The sequence below is a fragment of the Stutzerimonas stutzeri genome, assembly GCF_024448935.1.
GTDB lineage: Bacteria > Pseudomonadota > Gammaproteobacteria > Pseudomonadales > Pseudomonadaceae > Stutzerimonas > Stutzerimonas stutzeri_AO.
This window is the reverse complement of sequence record NZ_JAMOIE010000005.1, coordinates 59,369-73,626: the sequence shown is the minus strand read 5'-3', so window position 1 is coordinate 73,626 and position 14,258 is coordinate 59,369. Positions and strand designations below refer to the sequence as shown.

12 protein-coding genes and 2 pseudogenes are annotated in these 14,258 nt (G+C 59.6%); 6 read left to right on the top strand and 8 right to left on the bottom strand.

The features are described 5' to 3' along the window. Positions 1-426: 426 nt before the first annotated feature. From NA637_RS02650 to NA637_RS02635, 4 genes are all read right to left on the bottom strand, one after another. Complete coding sequence (locus NA637_RS02650) at positions 427-1,605, bottom strand: vWA domain-containing protein (protein ID WP_256070917.1); 1,179 nt, start codon at positions 1,603-1,605, stop codon at positions 427-429. A 46-nt stretch (positions 1,606-1,651) separates the two neighbouring features. Further along, positions 1,652-2,050 (bottom strand): GFA family protein, encoded by a 399-nt coding sequence (locus NA637_RS02645; protein WP_256070916.1) that lies wholly within the window; start codon positions 2,048-2,050, stop codon positions 1,652-1,654. Between the two features lie 50 nt (positions 2,051-2,100). After that, the gene (locus tag NA637_RS02640) at positions 2,101-2,946 is read right to left on the bottom strand and encodes an AAA family ATPase (RefSeq protein ID WP_256070915.1); all 846 of its coding nucleotides are present in this window, start codon (positions 2,944-2,946) and stop codon (positions 2,101-2,103) included. A gap of 137 nt (positions 2,947-3,083) precedes the next feature. Next, positions 3,084-4,157 carry a DUF748 domain-containing protein gene (locus tag NA637_RS02635; protein WP_256070914.1) on the bottom strand — a complete coding sequence of 358 codons (1,074 nt, stop codon included), beginning with the start codon at positions 4,155-4,157 and terminating at the stop codon, positions 3,084-3,086. Positions 4,158-4,298: 141 nt separating this feature from the next. Here NA637_RS02635 and cysK point away from each other — a divergent pair, with 141 nt between their 5' ends. Further along, positions 4,299-5,273 (top strand): cysteine synthase A, encoded by a 975-nt coding sequence (gene cysK / locus NA637_RS02630; RefSeq protein WP_256070913.1) that lies wholly within the window; start codon positions 4,299-4,301, stop codon positions 5,271-5,273. Positions 5,274-5,448: 175 nt separating this feature from the next. Here the strand turns inward: cysK and NA637_RS02625 are convergent. Continuing rightward, positions 5,449-5,639, bottom strand: a pseudogene (locus tag NA637_RS02625) (EamA/RhaT family transporter); the annotation flags it as partial. Positions 5,640-5,790: 151 nt separating this feature from the next. Between NA637_RS02625 and aceK the strand changes: the two are divergent. Further along, positions 5,791-7,512, top strand: coding sequence for a bifunctional isocitrate dehydrogenase kinase/phosphatase (gene aceK / locus NA637_RS02620; protein WP_256070912.1), 1,722 nt, complete (start codon positions 5,791-5,793; stop codon positions 7,510-7,512). A 179-nt stretch (positions 7,513-7,691) separates the two neighbouring features. Continuing rightward, positions 7,692-7,817 (top strand): PA1414 family protein, encoded by a 126-nt coding sequence (locus NA637_RS25475; protein WP_256203908.1) that lies wholly within the window; start codon positions 7,692-7,694, stop codon positions 7,815-7,817. A gap of 25 nt (positions 7,818-7,842) precedes the next feature. On the opposite strand, the pseudogene NA637_RS02615 reads toward NA637_RS25475, so the two are convergent. The 3 genes and pseudogenes from NA637_RS02615 to NA637_RS02605 form a co-directional block, all read right to left on the bottom strand. Continuing rightward, positions 7,843-7,992, bottom strand: a pseudogene (locus NA637_RS02615) (glutathione S-transferase); the annotation flags it as partial. A gap of 1 nt (position 7,993) precedes the next feature. Then, complete coding sequence (locus NA637_RS02610) at positions 7,994-8,395, bottom strand: YbaN family protein (protein ID WP_256070911.1); 402 nt, start codon at positions 8,393-8,395, stop codon at positions 7,994-7,996. Between the two features lie 14 nt (positions 8,396-8,409). Continuing rightward, positions 8,410-8,997: a YecA family protein gene (locus tag NA637_RS02605; protein WP_256070910.1), complete on the bottom strand. Its 588-nt coding sequence runs from the start codon at positions 8,995-8,997 to the stop codon at positions 8,410-8,412. Positions 8,998-9,239: 242 nt separating this feature from the next. Between NA637_RS02605 and recQ the strand changes: the two genes are divergently transcribed. The 3 genes from recQ to NA637_RS02590 all read left to right on the top strand — a co-directional run bounded on the left by recQ (position 9,240) and on the right by NA637_RS02590 (position 14,255). Beyond that, positions 9,240-11,363: a DNA helicase RecQ gene (gene recQ, locus NA637_RS02600; protein ID WP_256070909.1), complete on the top strand. Its 2,124-nt coding sequence runs from the start codon at positions 9,240-9,242 to the stop codon at positions 11,361-11,363. 167 nt (positions 11,364-11,530) lie between these two features. Continuing rightward, positions 11,531-11,968, top strand: coding sequence for a MarR family transcriptional regulator (locus NA637_RS02595; protein ID WP_256070908.1), 438 nt, complete (start codon positions 11,531-11,533; stop codon positions 11,966-11,968). Positions 11,969-12,278: 310 nt separating this feature from the next. After that, complete coding sequence (locus NA637_RS02590) at positions 12,279-14,255, top strand: hypothetical protein (RefSeq protein WP_256070907.1); 1,977 nt, start codon at positions 12,279-12,281, stop codon at positions 14,253-14,255. Positions 14,256-14,258: the final 3 nt, after the last annotated feature.

Below are 14,258 nucleotides of genomic sequence, written 5' to 3'. Positions count from 1 at the left end.
AATAAGGCAGCTTGAATAGGCTGTCCATCGGGTAAACCTGACACCTGTTGAAGAATGCCCAAGACAACCGTCCAGATCACCAGCATCTGGACCAGTAACCAACTACCGAATGCAGCATTTGCCAGCCTCAACGCGGGTCGGTGAGTCGGCTTGGCCGTTGCGGTTAGCCACCAAATTAGCCACCAAATCAGTAGCAGAGCCGAAGCGGCTAGATTCACGATGATGATGGCCTGCTGATAGCCCCAACGCATAGTGGACTATCGCTGGCGCATGGGCACCGATGCGGTGTATGGCACGCTCACCTGAGAAGCCAAAGGCTGCCTGTAGCGCACCGGCCATGGTGATGGCCGTCACGGCTGTGACGGGCCAGAGAGGGCCCATCGTGTTTTCATCGGTGCGTCCCTGCGGCTGAAGGTATATAGCGACCTATTTCGACAAAAACTTCATGCCTTCTTCCAGTCCGCTCAAGGTTAGTGGATACATGCGGTCCTCCAGCAGGTCGCGGATGATGCCGGTGGAGGAGCTGTAGCCCCAGGTGTCCTTCGGGTAAGGGTTGATCCAGATGAGCTTCTTGTATTTTTCCATGAAGCGCTGCATCCAGACGTAGCCGGCTTCCTCGTTCCAGTGCTCGACGCTGCCGCCAGGCTGGGTGACTTCATAAGGCGCCATGGCCGCGTCGCCAACGAAGACCACCTTGTAGTCGGCACCGTACTTGTGCAGCAGGTCCAGGGTCGAGGTGCGTTCGGAAGTGCGGCGGAAATTGTTTTTCCACACCGACTCATAGATGAAGTTGTGAAAGTAGAAGTACTCGAGGTGCTTGAACTCCGTCTTGCAGGCGGAGAACAATTCTTCGCAGACCTTGACGTGCGCATCCATCGAACCGCCAATGTCGAACAGGATCAGCAGCTTCACCGCATTGCGACGCTCGGGGCGCATCTGGATGTTCAGCAGGCCGCCGTCTTTGGCGGTGTGGTCGATGGTGCCGTCCAGGTCCAGTTCGTCTTGCGCGCCCTGGCGAGCGAACTTGCGCAAGCGGCGCAACGCGACCTTGATGTTGCGCGTCCCCAGCTCGACCTGATCGTCGAGGTTCTTGTATTCGCGCTGATCCCATACCTTCACCGCCTTGCCTTGACGCTTGCCTGCGTCACCGATGCGGATGCCCTCGGGGTTGTAGCCGCCGGAGCCAAAAGGACTGGTACCGCCCGTGCCGATCCACTTGTTGCCGCCGGCGTGTTTGCCTTTCTGCTCCTCGAGACGTTTCTTGAATTCCTCGATCAGCTTGTCCAGGCCGCCTAGCGACTCGATCTTGGCGCGCTCTTCATCGCTCAAGGACCGCTCGAACTCCTTGCGCAGCCACTCCTCCGGGATCAAGGCCTCGATATGCTGATCCAGATTTTCCAAGCCTTTGAAATAGGCGCCGAAAGCGCGATCGAATTTGTCGAAGTGCCGCTCGTCCTTCACCAGAATCGCGCGCGACAGATAATAGAACTCATCCATATCGGCGAACACGACGTTGTGTTTCAACGCATTGATCAGATCGAGCAGTTCGCGCAGCGACACCGGAACCTTGGCGGCGCGCATCTCATTGAACAGGCCAAGCAACATGGCAGAACCTCAGGCGTGCCGTCATCGCGGCACCTTGTGTTAATGGTCAGCGGTCTTCGTCGTGCGCCGGGAGTCCGTCGCGGATCTCGTACCAGTCCGCCTTCGAGCCCACAAAAATGTGCGCCTGAGGCGGGGCGGGCAACGGCGAGTCGAGCGTGCCGGCAGCAACGCCGAGCTCATGCTCGCGGTTGTCGACGAATTGCAGGTTGGAGCCGCAGCGAATGCAGAACGTCCGGGTCACATGGTCGGACGAGTGATAGACACCCAACTGATCCTTGCCGGAGAGAAAGTGAAACGCATCCAGGGGCACGCCCGCATAAGTGGCAAACGCCGCGCCGTGGGCTTTGCGACACATCTTGCAGTGACAATGGGTCAGCTCGTTGATCGGCGCGTCGATGCGATAACGAACGACGCCACAGAGGCAACTACCGGTATGCGTTTGCATGGATCTTCCTCCAGTAAGTGAGGCGTCCGGCTCCTGTGAACCGCCGCCGGTCAGCGACTGGCGCGACGACTCATGAACGCCAGCCGTTCAAGCAATTGCACGTCTTGCTCGTTTTTCACCAGGGCGCCGGCCAGCGGCGGGATCGCCTTGGTCGGATCGCGCTCGCGCAGGACGGCTTCACCGATGTTGTCGGCCATCAACAGTTTCAGCCAGTCGACCAGCTCGCTGGTGGACGGTTTCTTCTTCAGGCCTGGCACCTTGCGTACATCAAAGAACACATCGAGCGCTTCGGCCACCAGATCCTTCTTGATAGTGGGGTAGTGCACGTCGACGATCCGCTGCAGCGTGTCGCGATCGGGGAAGGCGATGTAGTGGAAGAAACAGCGGCGCAGGAAGGCGTCGGGCAGTTCCTTCTCGTTGTTCGAGGTAATGATGATGATCGGCCGCTGCTTGGCCTTGATGGTTTCGTTGGTCTCGTAAATGTAGAACTCCATCTTGTCGAGTTCTTGCAGCAGATCGTTGGGGAACTCGATATCGGCCTTGTCGATCTCGTCGATCAGCAGGATGACGCGCTGCTCGGACTCGAACGCCTCCCACAGCTTGCCCTTCTTGATGTAGTTGCGTACGTCGTGGACACGGTCGGAGTCCAGCTGCGAGTCACGCAGTCGGCTGACGGCATCGTACTCGTAAAGCCCCTGATGGGCTTTGGTGGTGGATTTGATATGCCAGGTGATCAGCTGCGCGCCAAATGATTCAGCCAGTTGCTCGGCCAGCATGGTTTTACCGGTGCCCGGCTCGCCTTTCACCAGAAGCGGACGCTCCAGGGTGATGGCCGCATTAACGGCAAGTTTGAGGTCGTCTGTGGCGACGTAGGACTGGGTGCCTTCGAACTTCATCGGAGTTTCCTTGGATCGGGCCTGGCACGCAGGCACTGCATGTTGATTTAGACGACCGACTATAAGTGATGGGCGCCCGAGTGTGAACGTGAGCGGATCATTCAGTCACTGAATGGGCGCTGCATTTCGGATGGTCCTCATTCGTTGTCTTCGCTCAGTGAGCGTTCGAAACGGGCAGAAAAGGCTTCGACGAAGGCGTTGCGCAGGATCGAGATGAAGGCCTGAAAAGGGCTGACGTCGGTATTCTTGGTACTGCCCGACAGTTCTACCCGTGTCGCGAACTGTTCCTTGCTCTGGTTCTGCAGGACTTCTTCGGTGCCACCGACCACGGCTTCCCAAATGCCGCGAAAGAACCCCTTGTCCTGGTGCTCGATATCCTGCTCGAAGTTGAACACCTCGACGTTGCGTAGCAGGGGCTTTATGTAGCCGTCCAACTGACTGTCATTCGCCTCGACTTCCACCACCACGTCGCCGGTTCCGCCAGCGAAATCGAAGTTGCCGTAAGCATTGGCAAAGTCGTTCAGCTTGGTCAGTTCGACGTTGGTCAGGCGCAGGTTCACATCGAAATCTTCCCAGTCGGTATAGGGATCGAAGTTAGCAGTGGCTTCCATGGGGGCGTGATCGAGAAACTGTGCCGTACCTTCGAACGTCGCGACGCGGCCTTGCGCGTCGGCCGTGTTGGTCAGGTTATAGAGGCTCGCATTGATCGCGCTGGCATAGATATGTACCGGCGGATCGGACTCGAAGTTGCGAAACGAGAGTTGGCCGTCAATGACACGCAGCTCGTTCAGGGTAAACGGCACCAGTTGGTTCAGTTGCCCACGCCAATCGACCCCTTCGCCGGTCTGTGAGTCGTCTGCCGCTTCGCCATCGACGAAATTGAGCTTCGGCTGCTCCAGCGTGACCTCGCCAACCAGAGCTTGGTCCTGCAGGAGTGCTCGCCAGCTCAAGCCGATATCGATCGTGGATGCGGTGAACAGCGGTGCCTGGACCTTCTCGTTCTTCTTTTCGATAAGCACGCCGTCGATTCGATAAGCACCACGCCACCAGGCCAGGTCTACGTCATCGACCTGGCCTCGGTACTCGCCCATGTCCGCCAGCTTTTGGTTCAGGTAATTGAGTACCAGGTGGGGCAGGGCAAGGTGAACGATCAGCAGTAACAGGGCGACTGACAGCAGTATCCACAGCGGGAGTCGGTAGCTTTTTTTCATGACGGGCCTGGTCTGGTCGAAAAGTCATCATTGAATGGCTTACCTGGGTGGACCTTGGCACGCGATGGTGAGTTCGGCTGGACGAGACATGCGACTGGGCATACGCTGATCAGTCCGATTTACATTCGCAGGGACACTGTCATGAGCCGCATCTTTGCTGACAACGCGCAGGCCATCGGGAATACCCCGTTGGTCATGATCAATCGGCTGGGCCCGAAGGGCGTTAGCATCATGGCCAAAATCGAAGGTCGTAATCCGGCTCACTCGGTCAAATGCCGAATCGGTGCGGCGATGATCTGGGACGCCGAGGAAAACGGCCGGCTCAGGCCAGGCATGACCATCGTCGAGCCGACATCTGGAAATACCGGTATTGGCCTGGCTTTCGTCGCGGCTGCACGGGGCTACAAGCTGATGCTGACCATGCCGGCCTCGATGAGTCTGGAGCGTCGCAAGGTATTGAAGGCGCTCGGCGCTGAACTTGTGCTCACTGAACCGGCAAAAGGCATGAAAGGCGCGATCGAGAAAGCCGCCGAGATTGCAGCATCCGATCCTGACAACTATTTCATGCCTCAACAGTTCGAAAATCCGTCTAACCCTGCCATTCACGAAAAGACCACCGGGCCGGAAATCTGGAACGACACCGAAGGCAATATCGACGTGCTGGTGGCGGGCGTGGGAACGGGTGGCACCATCACTGGCGTGTCGCGCTATATCAAGAACACCAAGGGCAAGCAGATCCTGAGCGTTGCGGTGGAGCCGGTCAGCTCCCCTGTAATCAGCCAGACCCTGGCGGGCGAAGAAGTCAAACCGAGTCCGCACAAGATTCAGGGGATCGGCGCCGGCTTTGTGCCGAAGAATCTGGATTTGTCGATCGTCGATCAGGTCGAGCGTGTCGATGATGATGAGTCAAAGGCCATGGCGCTGCGCCTGATGCGCGAAGAAGGCATCCTCTGTGGGATCTCCTGCGGCGCTGCGATGGCGGCGGCGGTTCGTCTGGCCGAAAAGCCGGAAATGCAGGGCAAGAATATTGTCGTGATCCTGCCTGACTCCGCTGAACGTTATCTGTCGACCATGCTGTTTGCCGATATGTTCGGCGAGCAGGAGCTGCAGCAGTAATCAACGCTGCGCCGGGATGTGTTGCAGCCTGGCGCAGCTTGAGGAAAGCAGGCGCCGAGTCCGCCTAGCCGCGTTGGGGGTGGGGCGCAGTCTCAACCGTGGATGATGGCTGTTTCAGCACGAGTCAGAGCGCCACGGCGATCAGCGGGCCACCCTCCGGGCTCAGGCGCCGCTTGAGTTTGCCGCGAAAATCCCGGCAGGTCCGCATGAGCGCCAGAATCGCCAGCAGGCCAATGCAAGCGAACCGCACACGGAAGAAAGCGCTGGGAAAGGTGCCAAGCTCCGGCGCGACGAGTCGCATGAAGACAAGCTGGCAGCCCAGACAGCGGCAAGACTGAGCAGACGCAACAGGTCGAGAAGTCGCATGGCAGAGCGCCGCGGTCGAGTCGTCAGGGTGGGTGAGGCGGGCTCGCCTGACAACTCTACACACGCTTTCAAAACGCCCGTGAGCTGACTCGCTTTCATTGAGCAGTTGCTGTGGATAAGCTCGAGGCTTTCATGCAGCGAGATAAATGATATGGCGCAGCATTCGCCGAACCTCGAGATCGCCCAGCAGATCCTTCTGGGCTTCGATGACTACCGCGAGCATTTCAGGCTGATCACTGAGGGCGCCCGGGCACGCTTCGAGCAAGCCCGGTGGCAAGATGCCCAGCGTGCGTCGGCGGCCCGTATCAACCTGTACGAAGAAAAAGTCAGCGAGACAGCGGCCGCCTTGCGCTCTGCTGTGCAACCAGCGGTTCTGCTCGACGTGAACCGTTGGCCGCAGGTCAAGGGTGAATACATTGGACTGATCAATCCACGCTTTGACGATGAGCTTTCGGAAACGTGGTACAACTCGATCTTCTGTACCCTGTTCAGCCATGACTGCATCAATGACAGCACCATGTTCATCCACACCACGCGGCCGGCTAACCGCGCCCAGCGAATGGCGCAGACGCGGCGCTACCAACCCGGCGGTGATCTGCACGGTGTGCTCGAACAGATTCTCAGCGATTTTGCGTTCGACGTGCCGTACGGCGATCGGGAGGGAGATTTGCAGCGGCTCGAGACACAGCTGCAGGGGTCCTTGCCGGATTGGGTCTGCAAGGATCCGGAGCTCGTCGTCGAACTCTTCACCTCGGTGCTGTATCGCAACAAAGGCGCCTATCTTGTGGGGCGCATCTTCACCTGCGACGAGCAATGGCCGCTGGTGATCCCGCTGTTGCACCGGGAAGGCGATGGGTTGCTTGCCGATGCCCTGATTACCGATGAGGCGGAGGTTTCGATCATCTTCTCCTTCACCCGCTCGTATTTCATGGTGGAGGTCCCTATCCCGGCGGAATTCATCGGCTTTCTCAAGCGGATCATGCCCGGCAAGCACATCGCCGAGCTGTACACCTCGATCGGTTTCTACAAGCACGGCAAGTCGGAGTTCTACCGTGCGCTGATTAACCATCTGGCCAGCACTGACGACCGCTTCATCATGGCGCCCGGCGTGCGCGGGATGGTGATGAGCGTGTTCACGCTGCCTGGCTTCAATACCGTGTTCAAGATCATCAAGGATCGTTTTTCCCATACCAAGAACGTTAACCGTGCGACGGTGGTGGAAAAGTACCGCTTGGTGAAAAGTGTCGACCGCGTAGGGCGCATGGCGGACACGCAGGAGTTCGCCGATTTCCGCTTTCCAAAAGCTAAATTCGAACCAGAGTGCCTCGCTGAATTGCTTGAGGTTGCACCCTCTACGGTCGAGGTCCAAGGCGATACGGTACTGGTGCGTCACTGCTGGACCGAGCGGCGAATGACCCCGTTGAACCTGTACGTGGAAAACGCAAGCGAACAGCAGGTCCATGAAGCGTTGGAGGACTACGGGCTGGCTATCAAGCAACTGGCGGCTGCCAACATCTTCCCCGGAGACATGCTGCTGAAGAACTTCGGTGTAACCCGCCATGGCCGCGTCGTGTTCTACGATTACGACGAGATATGCTTTCTCACCGAGGTCAATTTCCGCTACATCCCCGAGCCTCGATACCCCGAAGATGAAATGGCATCTGAGCCCTGGTATTCCGTCGGGCCCAACGATGTGTTCCCTGAGGAGTTTCCTCGCTTTCTGTTTGCCGATCTCGGGCAGCGCCGGCTGTTCGCGAAGCTGCATGGAGAGCTCTACGACGCTAACTATTGGAAGGGCCTGCAGCAGGCAATCAGCGACGGCAAGGTGATCGATGTCTTTCCGTATCGTCGCAAGATGCAGACTGCCCAGTAGTCGCGCCAGGCGAACGCTTTAGGACAGCGCGGGTCGTTATTCATAAGAGCCGGACGAACGGCGCGTTGGCTGAATACTCTGCAACACCTCTCGCAGGCTATGTTGCGATTGTTGGGTTATGCTGATCTCGAAGTCCCAGGGCTCCACCAAAAACCCGTATCAAGCAGGAGGGGTTAGTCATGAAAGCATTGCTCAATAGTGTGTGCTGGAATCTGGCAGTGGCGCTTGGGTTTGTCGAACCGCCTCGTTTGCAGCCGATCCCGGTACGAGCGCAACGAGACAAAGCAGCGGCCCAGCGTCGCTGACCTCGGCGGGCCGGGCGCGGTAGCTCTAGCGCCCCGGCATTACCGGACCACCTTTTTCAACGGCGCGCTGATAAGCGGGTCGCTCTCTTATACGTTTCAAGAATGCCGTCAGGTTTGGCCGACTCGCGTCCAGGCCTGCGCGAGCCTGAGCGGCTTCTGGCGGAAAACTCAGCTTCTCAGCGGGCAGGAAGCGTTTTCATGCGGAGGATATAGAGGCTGACCAGCGTTGCGCTGGTCAGCATGCCGATACGTACCCAGAACATCGGTACCAGCCAGCAGGAGACACCGATGCTGATCCACATGGTGGTGAGGGCGTAAACCTTGCCCTTGAGTGGAATGCCTTTGCCTTCCAGGTAATCGCGGAACCAAGGACCTAGCCGGGGGTGTGTCACCAGCCAGTCGTAGAAACGACGAGAGCTACGCACGAAGCAGGCAGCAGCGAGAAGCAGAAAGGGCGTGGTTGGCAGGACTGGCAGGAAGATGCCGATGATGCCGAGCGTGACGCTTAACCAACCGATCGCCAGCAGCACATACCGTGCCACTGGATTGCGATACGTTGGGATATCGCGATGAGCCAAGAGGCTGTCCGGCGTCAGTGCTTGCGAGGTTTGAGAAGCGCGGGCTTCTCTTCAGGTGCATGACAGATCAGGTACAGCGCCGTAAGGATCTCTGGAATCTGCTCGACCATCTCCGCGACCAGGTTCGGATCGGAGGCGATATCGCTGAATTCGGGTTGCTCGTCGAAAAGACCTGATCCCACCATGATCGGCAACAGTAGCTCGCTGACTTCCTCTTCGGAGTCTTCGAACCACACCGACTCGCGCATGAACACGCCTTCCATGAAGCCGATGCACCAGCCGCGCAGGTCGGACTCGTCCGGCTCGTCGCCCATGTCGAGTTCGCAGGGAAGCTCCATGTCTTCATCACTGGCCAGTTGCCGTGCGATGTGTGCCTTGAGTTGGATCAGCGTCGCCTCGATGGCTTCGCGCTCGGTGTCGTCCGCATATTTCGGCGGTTCGGCAAACAGCGCGTCGATCCATTCGCGCTCCGGCACTTGCTCCGAACAGATGCACAAGGCGGTGAGATAGCCATGGGCGGCGATGTAATCGAGGGCTTCTTCGTGCAGATCATCTGCATCCAGAAACACTTGCAGGCGGGCGAGTTGCTCGGCGAAGGACATCGATGGCTACCTTGGAGAGAAAACAGCACTGATTCTAGACGAGCTGCAGGCCTCAGGCTACCGCGTGCTTTAACACTACGGCGGCTGCGGGCGTTTCCTGCCACTGCGTCTTCGACTGATCGAAAATTTCGCCCGGAGTTCCGCCGTGCCGCCGTGGGTCACCAACTATCGCAGGTGCAGTGTTCTGCCTGAACCGGACGGCTGTGTCGCGTATACTCGCGCGTCTTGTTTCGGAGACCGGCATGCTCGATCAGGCACAGCGCATTCTCAAAGATGTATTCGGCTACGACGCGTTTCGTGGCAACCAGGGCGCGATCATTCAGCGCGTGGTCGACGGCGACGATGCGCTGGTGCTGATGCCGACCGGCGGCGGTAAATCGCTTTGTTATCAGGTGCCGGCGCTGCTTCGCGACGGCTTGGCCGTAGTGGTGTCGCCGCTGATCGCGTTGATGGACGATCAGGTGGCTACGCTCTCGGAACTGGGCGTTGCGGCGGCTGCGCTCAACTCGACCTTGACGCCCGAACAGCAGCGCGACATTGCCGACCGCTTGCGCCGTAACGAAATCAAGATGCTTTATCTCGCGCCCGAGCGGCTGGTTCAGCCGCGCATGCTGGCGTTCTTGCAGCGCTTGCAGATCGGTTTGTTCGCCATCGATGAGGCGCACTGCGTATCACAATGGGGGCATGATTTTCGCCCTGAGTACCTGCAGCTCGGCCAGCTGGCTGAATTTTTCCCCAGCGTTCCGCGGATTGCGCTGACTGCCACGGCTGACAAGCGCACGCGGGAAGAAATCGTCCAGCGCTTGCATCTGGGCAACGCCGAGCGATTCCTTTCGAGTTTCGATCGGCCAAACATCTTCTATCACATCGTGCCGAAGGAACAGCCTCGCAAGCAGCTCATGGCGTTCCTTGCCGAGCGCCGCGGTGACGCCGGAATCATCTATTGCATGTCGCGCAAGAAGGTTGATGACATTGCCGCCTTCCTTGCCGAGCAGGGCTTCCCGGCGTTGCCCTACCATGCCGGTCTGCCGAATGATCTTCGGGCGTTCCACCAGAGGCGCTTTCTCAACGAGGAAGGCCTGATCATGGTGGCGACCATCGCGTTCGGCATGGGCATCGACAAGCCCAACGTGCGTTTCGTTGCTCATCTGGATCTGCCGAAATCGCTGGAAGCCTATTACCAGGAAACCGGCCGCGCGGGTCGCGACGGGCTGCCCGCCGATGCCTGGATGGCATACGGGCTGCAAGACGTGATCTTCCTCAAGCAGATGCTCAACAATTCCGAAGGCGACCAGCGACACAAGCGCATCGAGCAGCACAAACTCGACGCGATGCTCTCGCTCTGTGAGGAAACTCGTTGCCGTCGTCAGGTGCTGCTGGCGTACTTCGATGAGGATATGCCGGAGCCCTGCGGCCATTGCGACAACTGCGTCGACGGCGTGCACACCTGGAACGCCACCGAGCCGGCGCGTCAGGCGCTGTCGGCGATCTACCGCAGTGGCCAGCGTTACGGCGTGGGCCATCTGGTGGACATCCTGCTCGGGCGCGACAACGAAAAGATCCGCAGCCTCGGTCATCAGCAGCTGTCGGTGTTCGGCGTAGGCAAGGCGCTGTCCGACGGGGAGTGGCGATCGCTGTTTCGCCAGCTGGTCGCCCGTGGGCTGGCCGACGTCGATCTGGAAGGTTTCGGTGGCCTTCGCCTCAGCGACAGCTGCCGTACTTTGCTCAAGGGCGAGGTTACCCTGGAGCTGCGTCGAGAGCTGTCCACCAAGGCGCCGAAATCCGCCGCGAGCGCAGCGAGTCAGCTGGTGCGCAGCGAAGAGCGTGAGACCTGGGAAGCACTGCGCACCCTACGCCGCAAACTGGCTGAGGAGCATGGCGTGCCGCCTTATGTCATCTTCCCGGACGCGACGCTGCTTGAGATGCTTCGCAGCCAGCCCGGCTCACTCAGCGATATGGCGCGCATCAGCGGCGTTGGCGCACGCAAGCTCGACCGTTACGGCCAAGCGTTCCTTGAAGTGCTGCAAGGCACGGCAGCGGCGGCCAAATCGCCAGCCGATGTTCGCCACGAACTGATCACGCTGGCCCGCGCGGGCATGACGCCGGCGCAGATCGCACGGCAACTCGATTGCAGCGAAAAGAACGTCTACGCCATGCTTGCCGAAGCCATAGGCCAGCAGCAGTTGAGCCTTGAGCAGGCGCTGGACCTGCCAGCGGAGTTGCTCGGCGAGATCCAGGAAGCCTTCCTTGATGGCGAAGGGGAGTTGCCTCCGGTTGCGGCCGTTGCCGCACAATTTGCCGGACGAGTCTGCGAGCCGGTCCTGTTCTGCGTGCGAGCATCGTTGCAGGCCGAATTCGAGCTTTAGCGGCCAGCCCCGGGGTGTGGCGTGTTGCCGCTGCGCTTGTTCGTTGCATGGGGCTGGCGCGGTGCAGCGCAATACAGGGTTACGTAGCGGGCCGATGGTAGCCTTGCCAGCCTCTCGGCGCTGTGGTTAGCTCGCTAATAATTAGTTTTTTCCGGAAAGACCGCTGCATGTATCCCGACCAACACCGTTTCGCCATGCAGTTGGCTCAACTTTCGCGTGGCTGGCGCGCCGAGCTGGACCGTCGGCTGGCAGACCTCGACCTTTCTCAGGCCCGATGGTTGGTTCTGCTGCATCTGGCCCGATTCGACCACGACCCAACACAACGTGAGCTTGCACAAAGTGTTGCAGTCGAGGGGCCAACATTGGCGAGGTTACTGGACAGTCTCGAAGCACAAGGTCTAGTCCATCGCCAGCCGGCTCCCGGTGATCGCCGCGCCAAACTCATTACGCTAGGTGCACCAGCGCGCCCGCTCATCCAGAGAATCGAGGCGATTTCCACTCAGGTTCGCCACGAACTCTTCGACGGGATCGACGAAGAAGATCTGCGCAAGTGCCAGCAAGTACATGAGGACATTTTGGCGAACCTTGTAAAAGCCAAGCGTTAAGGCAGCCCTGCCGTATGCGTTGCTACGCGTAGGCCTGCGCGCGATCTGGCCATGGCTAGGTTGGCGCGCCGGGTGCCCACGCGACATTTTTATGCGCGTGTATGAGCCGCCCGATTTCAGGCACCGCCCTCAGCAGCCGTTTGTCTTTTGACGCTAGGCTATGTTTTGTAGATGACGGCACAATGCCTTTGCGCGCACGCCGACGAACTGCCTCTTGCTTCTTCCGCATCAGTCGATAACCGCGTCACAGTTCAGCAATCGAACCGTGGATCGGCGAAGAACCACGCTGAACGCCACTTGCGGAGGTTTCATGGCACTCGGTCGTCGAGTCTGGTTAACGGTGGCCTCTGGCTCGCTGATCTATTCGGGCATGGTTTCCGCCCTAGGTATGGGCGACATCACGCTCAACTCTGCCCTGAATCAACCGCTGAGTGCCGAAATCGACTTGCTGGACGTGGGCGATTTGGCCGTCGGTGACATCCGCGTCGTGTTGGCTTCCCACGCAGATTTTGCGCGTGTGGGCGTCGAGCGGCTGGCGTTTTTGCAGGATCTGCACTTCACGCCGGTGATCGACGGTAACCGGAGCCGGATCCGCGTTGCGACCAATAAGCCCGTCCGCGAGCCTTATCTGAACTTTCTGGTCGAGATCAGCCGGGCGAAGAGCCGGATGCTCCGTGAATACACGGTTTTGCTGGATCCGATGCCAAGTTCGTCCGAGGTTTCGAGCAGTTTCGTCGTGAATAATCCGCAAGCCGAGGCTCGGCTGGCGCGTGTCGAACCCGCGCGTTTCGTGCCGCCTGCCGAGCTGCCGCACGCGTCTCAGGGTAAGCGTCACCGGGTGGCGAGCGGTGAGAGCCTGTGGGCTATCGCCGGCGCCTACGCAGGTGGCACCCAGGCGTCACAGGCGCAATTCATGCGCGACATTCAGGCCTTGAATCCCGATGCCTTTGCCGATGGTGATGCGGCGCGTCTCAACGCGGAGGCAGATCTGCTGTTGCCGGATGCAGCCATACAAGCCGCTGCAGAGTTGGGAGAGCCCGCTTCGCCAGCGCCGATGGCCGAGACCATCGCGCAGAGCCGGCGGACAGTTGACGCCGAGCCAACTGCACCGGCACTGGCACCTGCCGATCCGACACTTGTCGACGGTCAGGTAACCATGTTGCGTCGTCAACTGTTCGAAGCGCTGGCCGCCAGCCGTGAAGAGAATCAACAGCTCAAGCAAATGCTGATCGACATGCGGCTTCAGCTTGAAGCCGTTGCTGCACAATTGGTCGAGCAGGACCGGCCGCAGGCGGTTGCTTCGCCAGCTGTGGAGCAGCCGGCAGTGGCGATAATGCCGGAGGGTCAGCCGATTGTGCTGCCAGCCGCTGAGGCGACCCCGACCGAGGCTATTCCGTCGTTTCGATGGCAGGACTGGACGTTGCCTGGCGGCGGAGTATTGATTTCCATGTTGTTGGGTGGCCTGTGGTTCAGTCGCCGCCAAAAATCCGAACCCAAATATCCAGATGCGGTGCCCGTTGCCGCTCCCCAGCCGACGCGCGTGCCGCCGGTCACCACCGTCGCGGCTGCGCCGGAAATGCCTCGCCAGCCCGCGCATGCCTCGGTCAGCGAGACTGACGTGCTCGAAGCGGCAAATACATACATCACTTATGGCCGCCGCGATGAAGCGATTGACGTGCTGTCGCGCGGAATCGAGCGGGCACCGACACAACTCGATATTCGCCTTCGCCATCTCGGGCTCCTTGCCGAGGCCGGCGACGTCGCCGGTTACTGCGCGGCTGCCGACGCCTACCTGCAGGCGGGGGGCGAGCGTGCACCGCTCGATCAGTTGCTCGCGTTGCATCCCGCTGTGGCTTCGGCGGTTTCTGGCGCCAAACCAGCAGTAGCTGAGCGGTTCCTGGATCCGGATATCACCTTTGTTCTGAACGAGTCACTGGCAGCAGACTTTCTCGACTCTGCATCTGAACCCGTCCCGCAAACTTCGGTGGTGGAAGCCGGACAGGCGTACCCCGCGCAGCCATTGATCGATGGTTTCGATGAGGCACTGACGCTTGGCGAGCTGACATCGCTGCTCGGCAATGCGGAGCCGGTCGAATCGAAACCGACAGCGGAGGAACTTCGCCAACTCGAGCCGAATCCCGAACATCTGGTCCGTGTCAACCGGGCCGTTGCGTATATCAAGCAGGGCGACGTGGAGAATGCTTGCATCATTCTCGAAACCCTCGCGACCGAGGGAGATGAAGCGCAGCGGCAGCAGGTCAACGAGTTGCTTGCAATGATCGCCTAACGG

Excerpts from the sequence above, each read along its gene's own strand:
- NA637_RS02650 (WP_256070917.1), bottom strand. The coding sequence starts at position 1,605 with ATGTTGCTTGGCCTGTTCAATGAGATGCGCGCCGCCAAGGTTCCGGTG.
- NA637_RS02645 (WP_256070916.1), bottom strand. The coding sequence starts at position 2,050 with ATGCAAACGCATACCGGTAGTTGCCTCTGTGGCGTCGTTCGTTATCGC.
- NA637_RS02640 (WP_256070915.1), bottom strand. The coding sequence starts at position 2,946 with ATGAAGTTCGAAGGCACCCAGTCCTACGTCGCCACAGACGACCTCAAA.
- NA637_RS02635 (WP_256070914.1), bottom strand. The coding sequence starts at position 4,157 with ATGAAAAAAAGCTACCGACTCCCGCTGTGGATACTGCTGTCAGTCGCC.
- cysK (WP_256070913.1), top strand. The coding sequence starts at position 4,299 with ATGAGCCGCATCTTTGCTGACAACGCGCAGGCCATCGGGAATACCCCG.
- aceK (WP_256070912.1), top strand. The coding sequence starts at position 5,791 with ATGGCGCAGCATTCGCCGAACCTCGAGATCGCCCAGCAGATCCTTCTG.
- NA637_RS25475 (WP_256203908.1), top strand. The coding sequence starts at position 7,692 with ATGAAAGCATTGCTCAATAGTGTGTGCTGGAATCTGGCAGTGGCGCTT.
- NA637_RS02605 (WP_256070910.1), bottom strand. The coding sequence starts at position 8,997 with ATGTCCTTCGCCGAGCAACTCGCCCGCCTGCAAGTGTTTCTGGATGCA.
- recQ (WP_256070909.1), top strand. The coding sequence starts at position 9,240 with ATGCTCGATCAGGCACAGCGCATTCTCAAAGATGTATTCGGCTACGAC.
- NA637_RS02595 (WP_256070908.1), top strand. The coding sequence starts at position 11,531 with ATGTATCCCGACCAACACCGTTTCGCCATGCAGTTGGCTCAACTTTCG.
- NA637_RS02590 (WP_256070907.1), top strand. The coding sequence starts at position 12,279 with ATGGCACTCGGTCGTCGAGTCTGGTTAACGGTGGCCTCTGGCTCGCTG.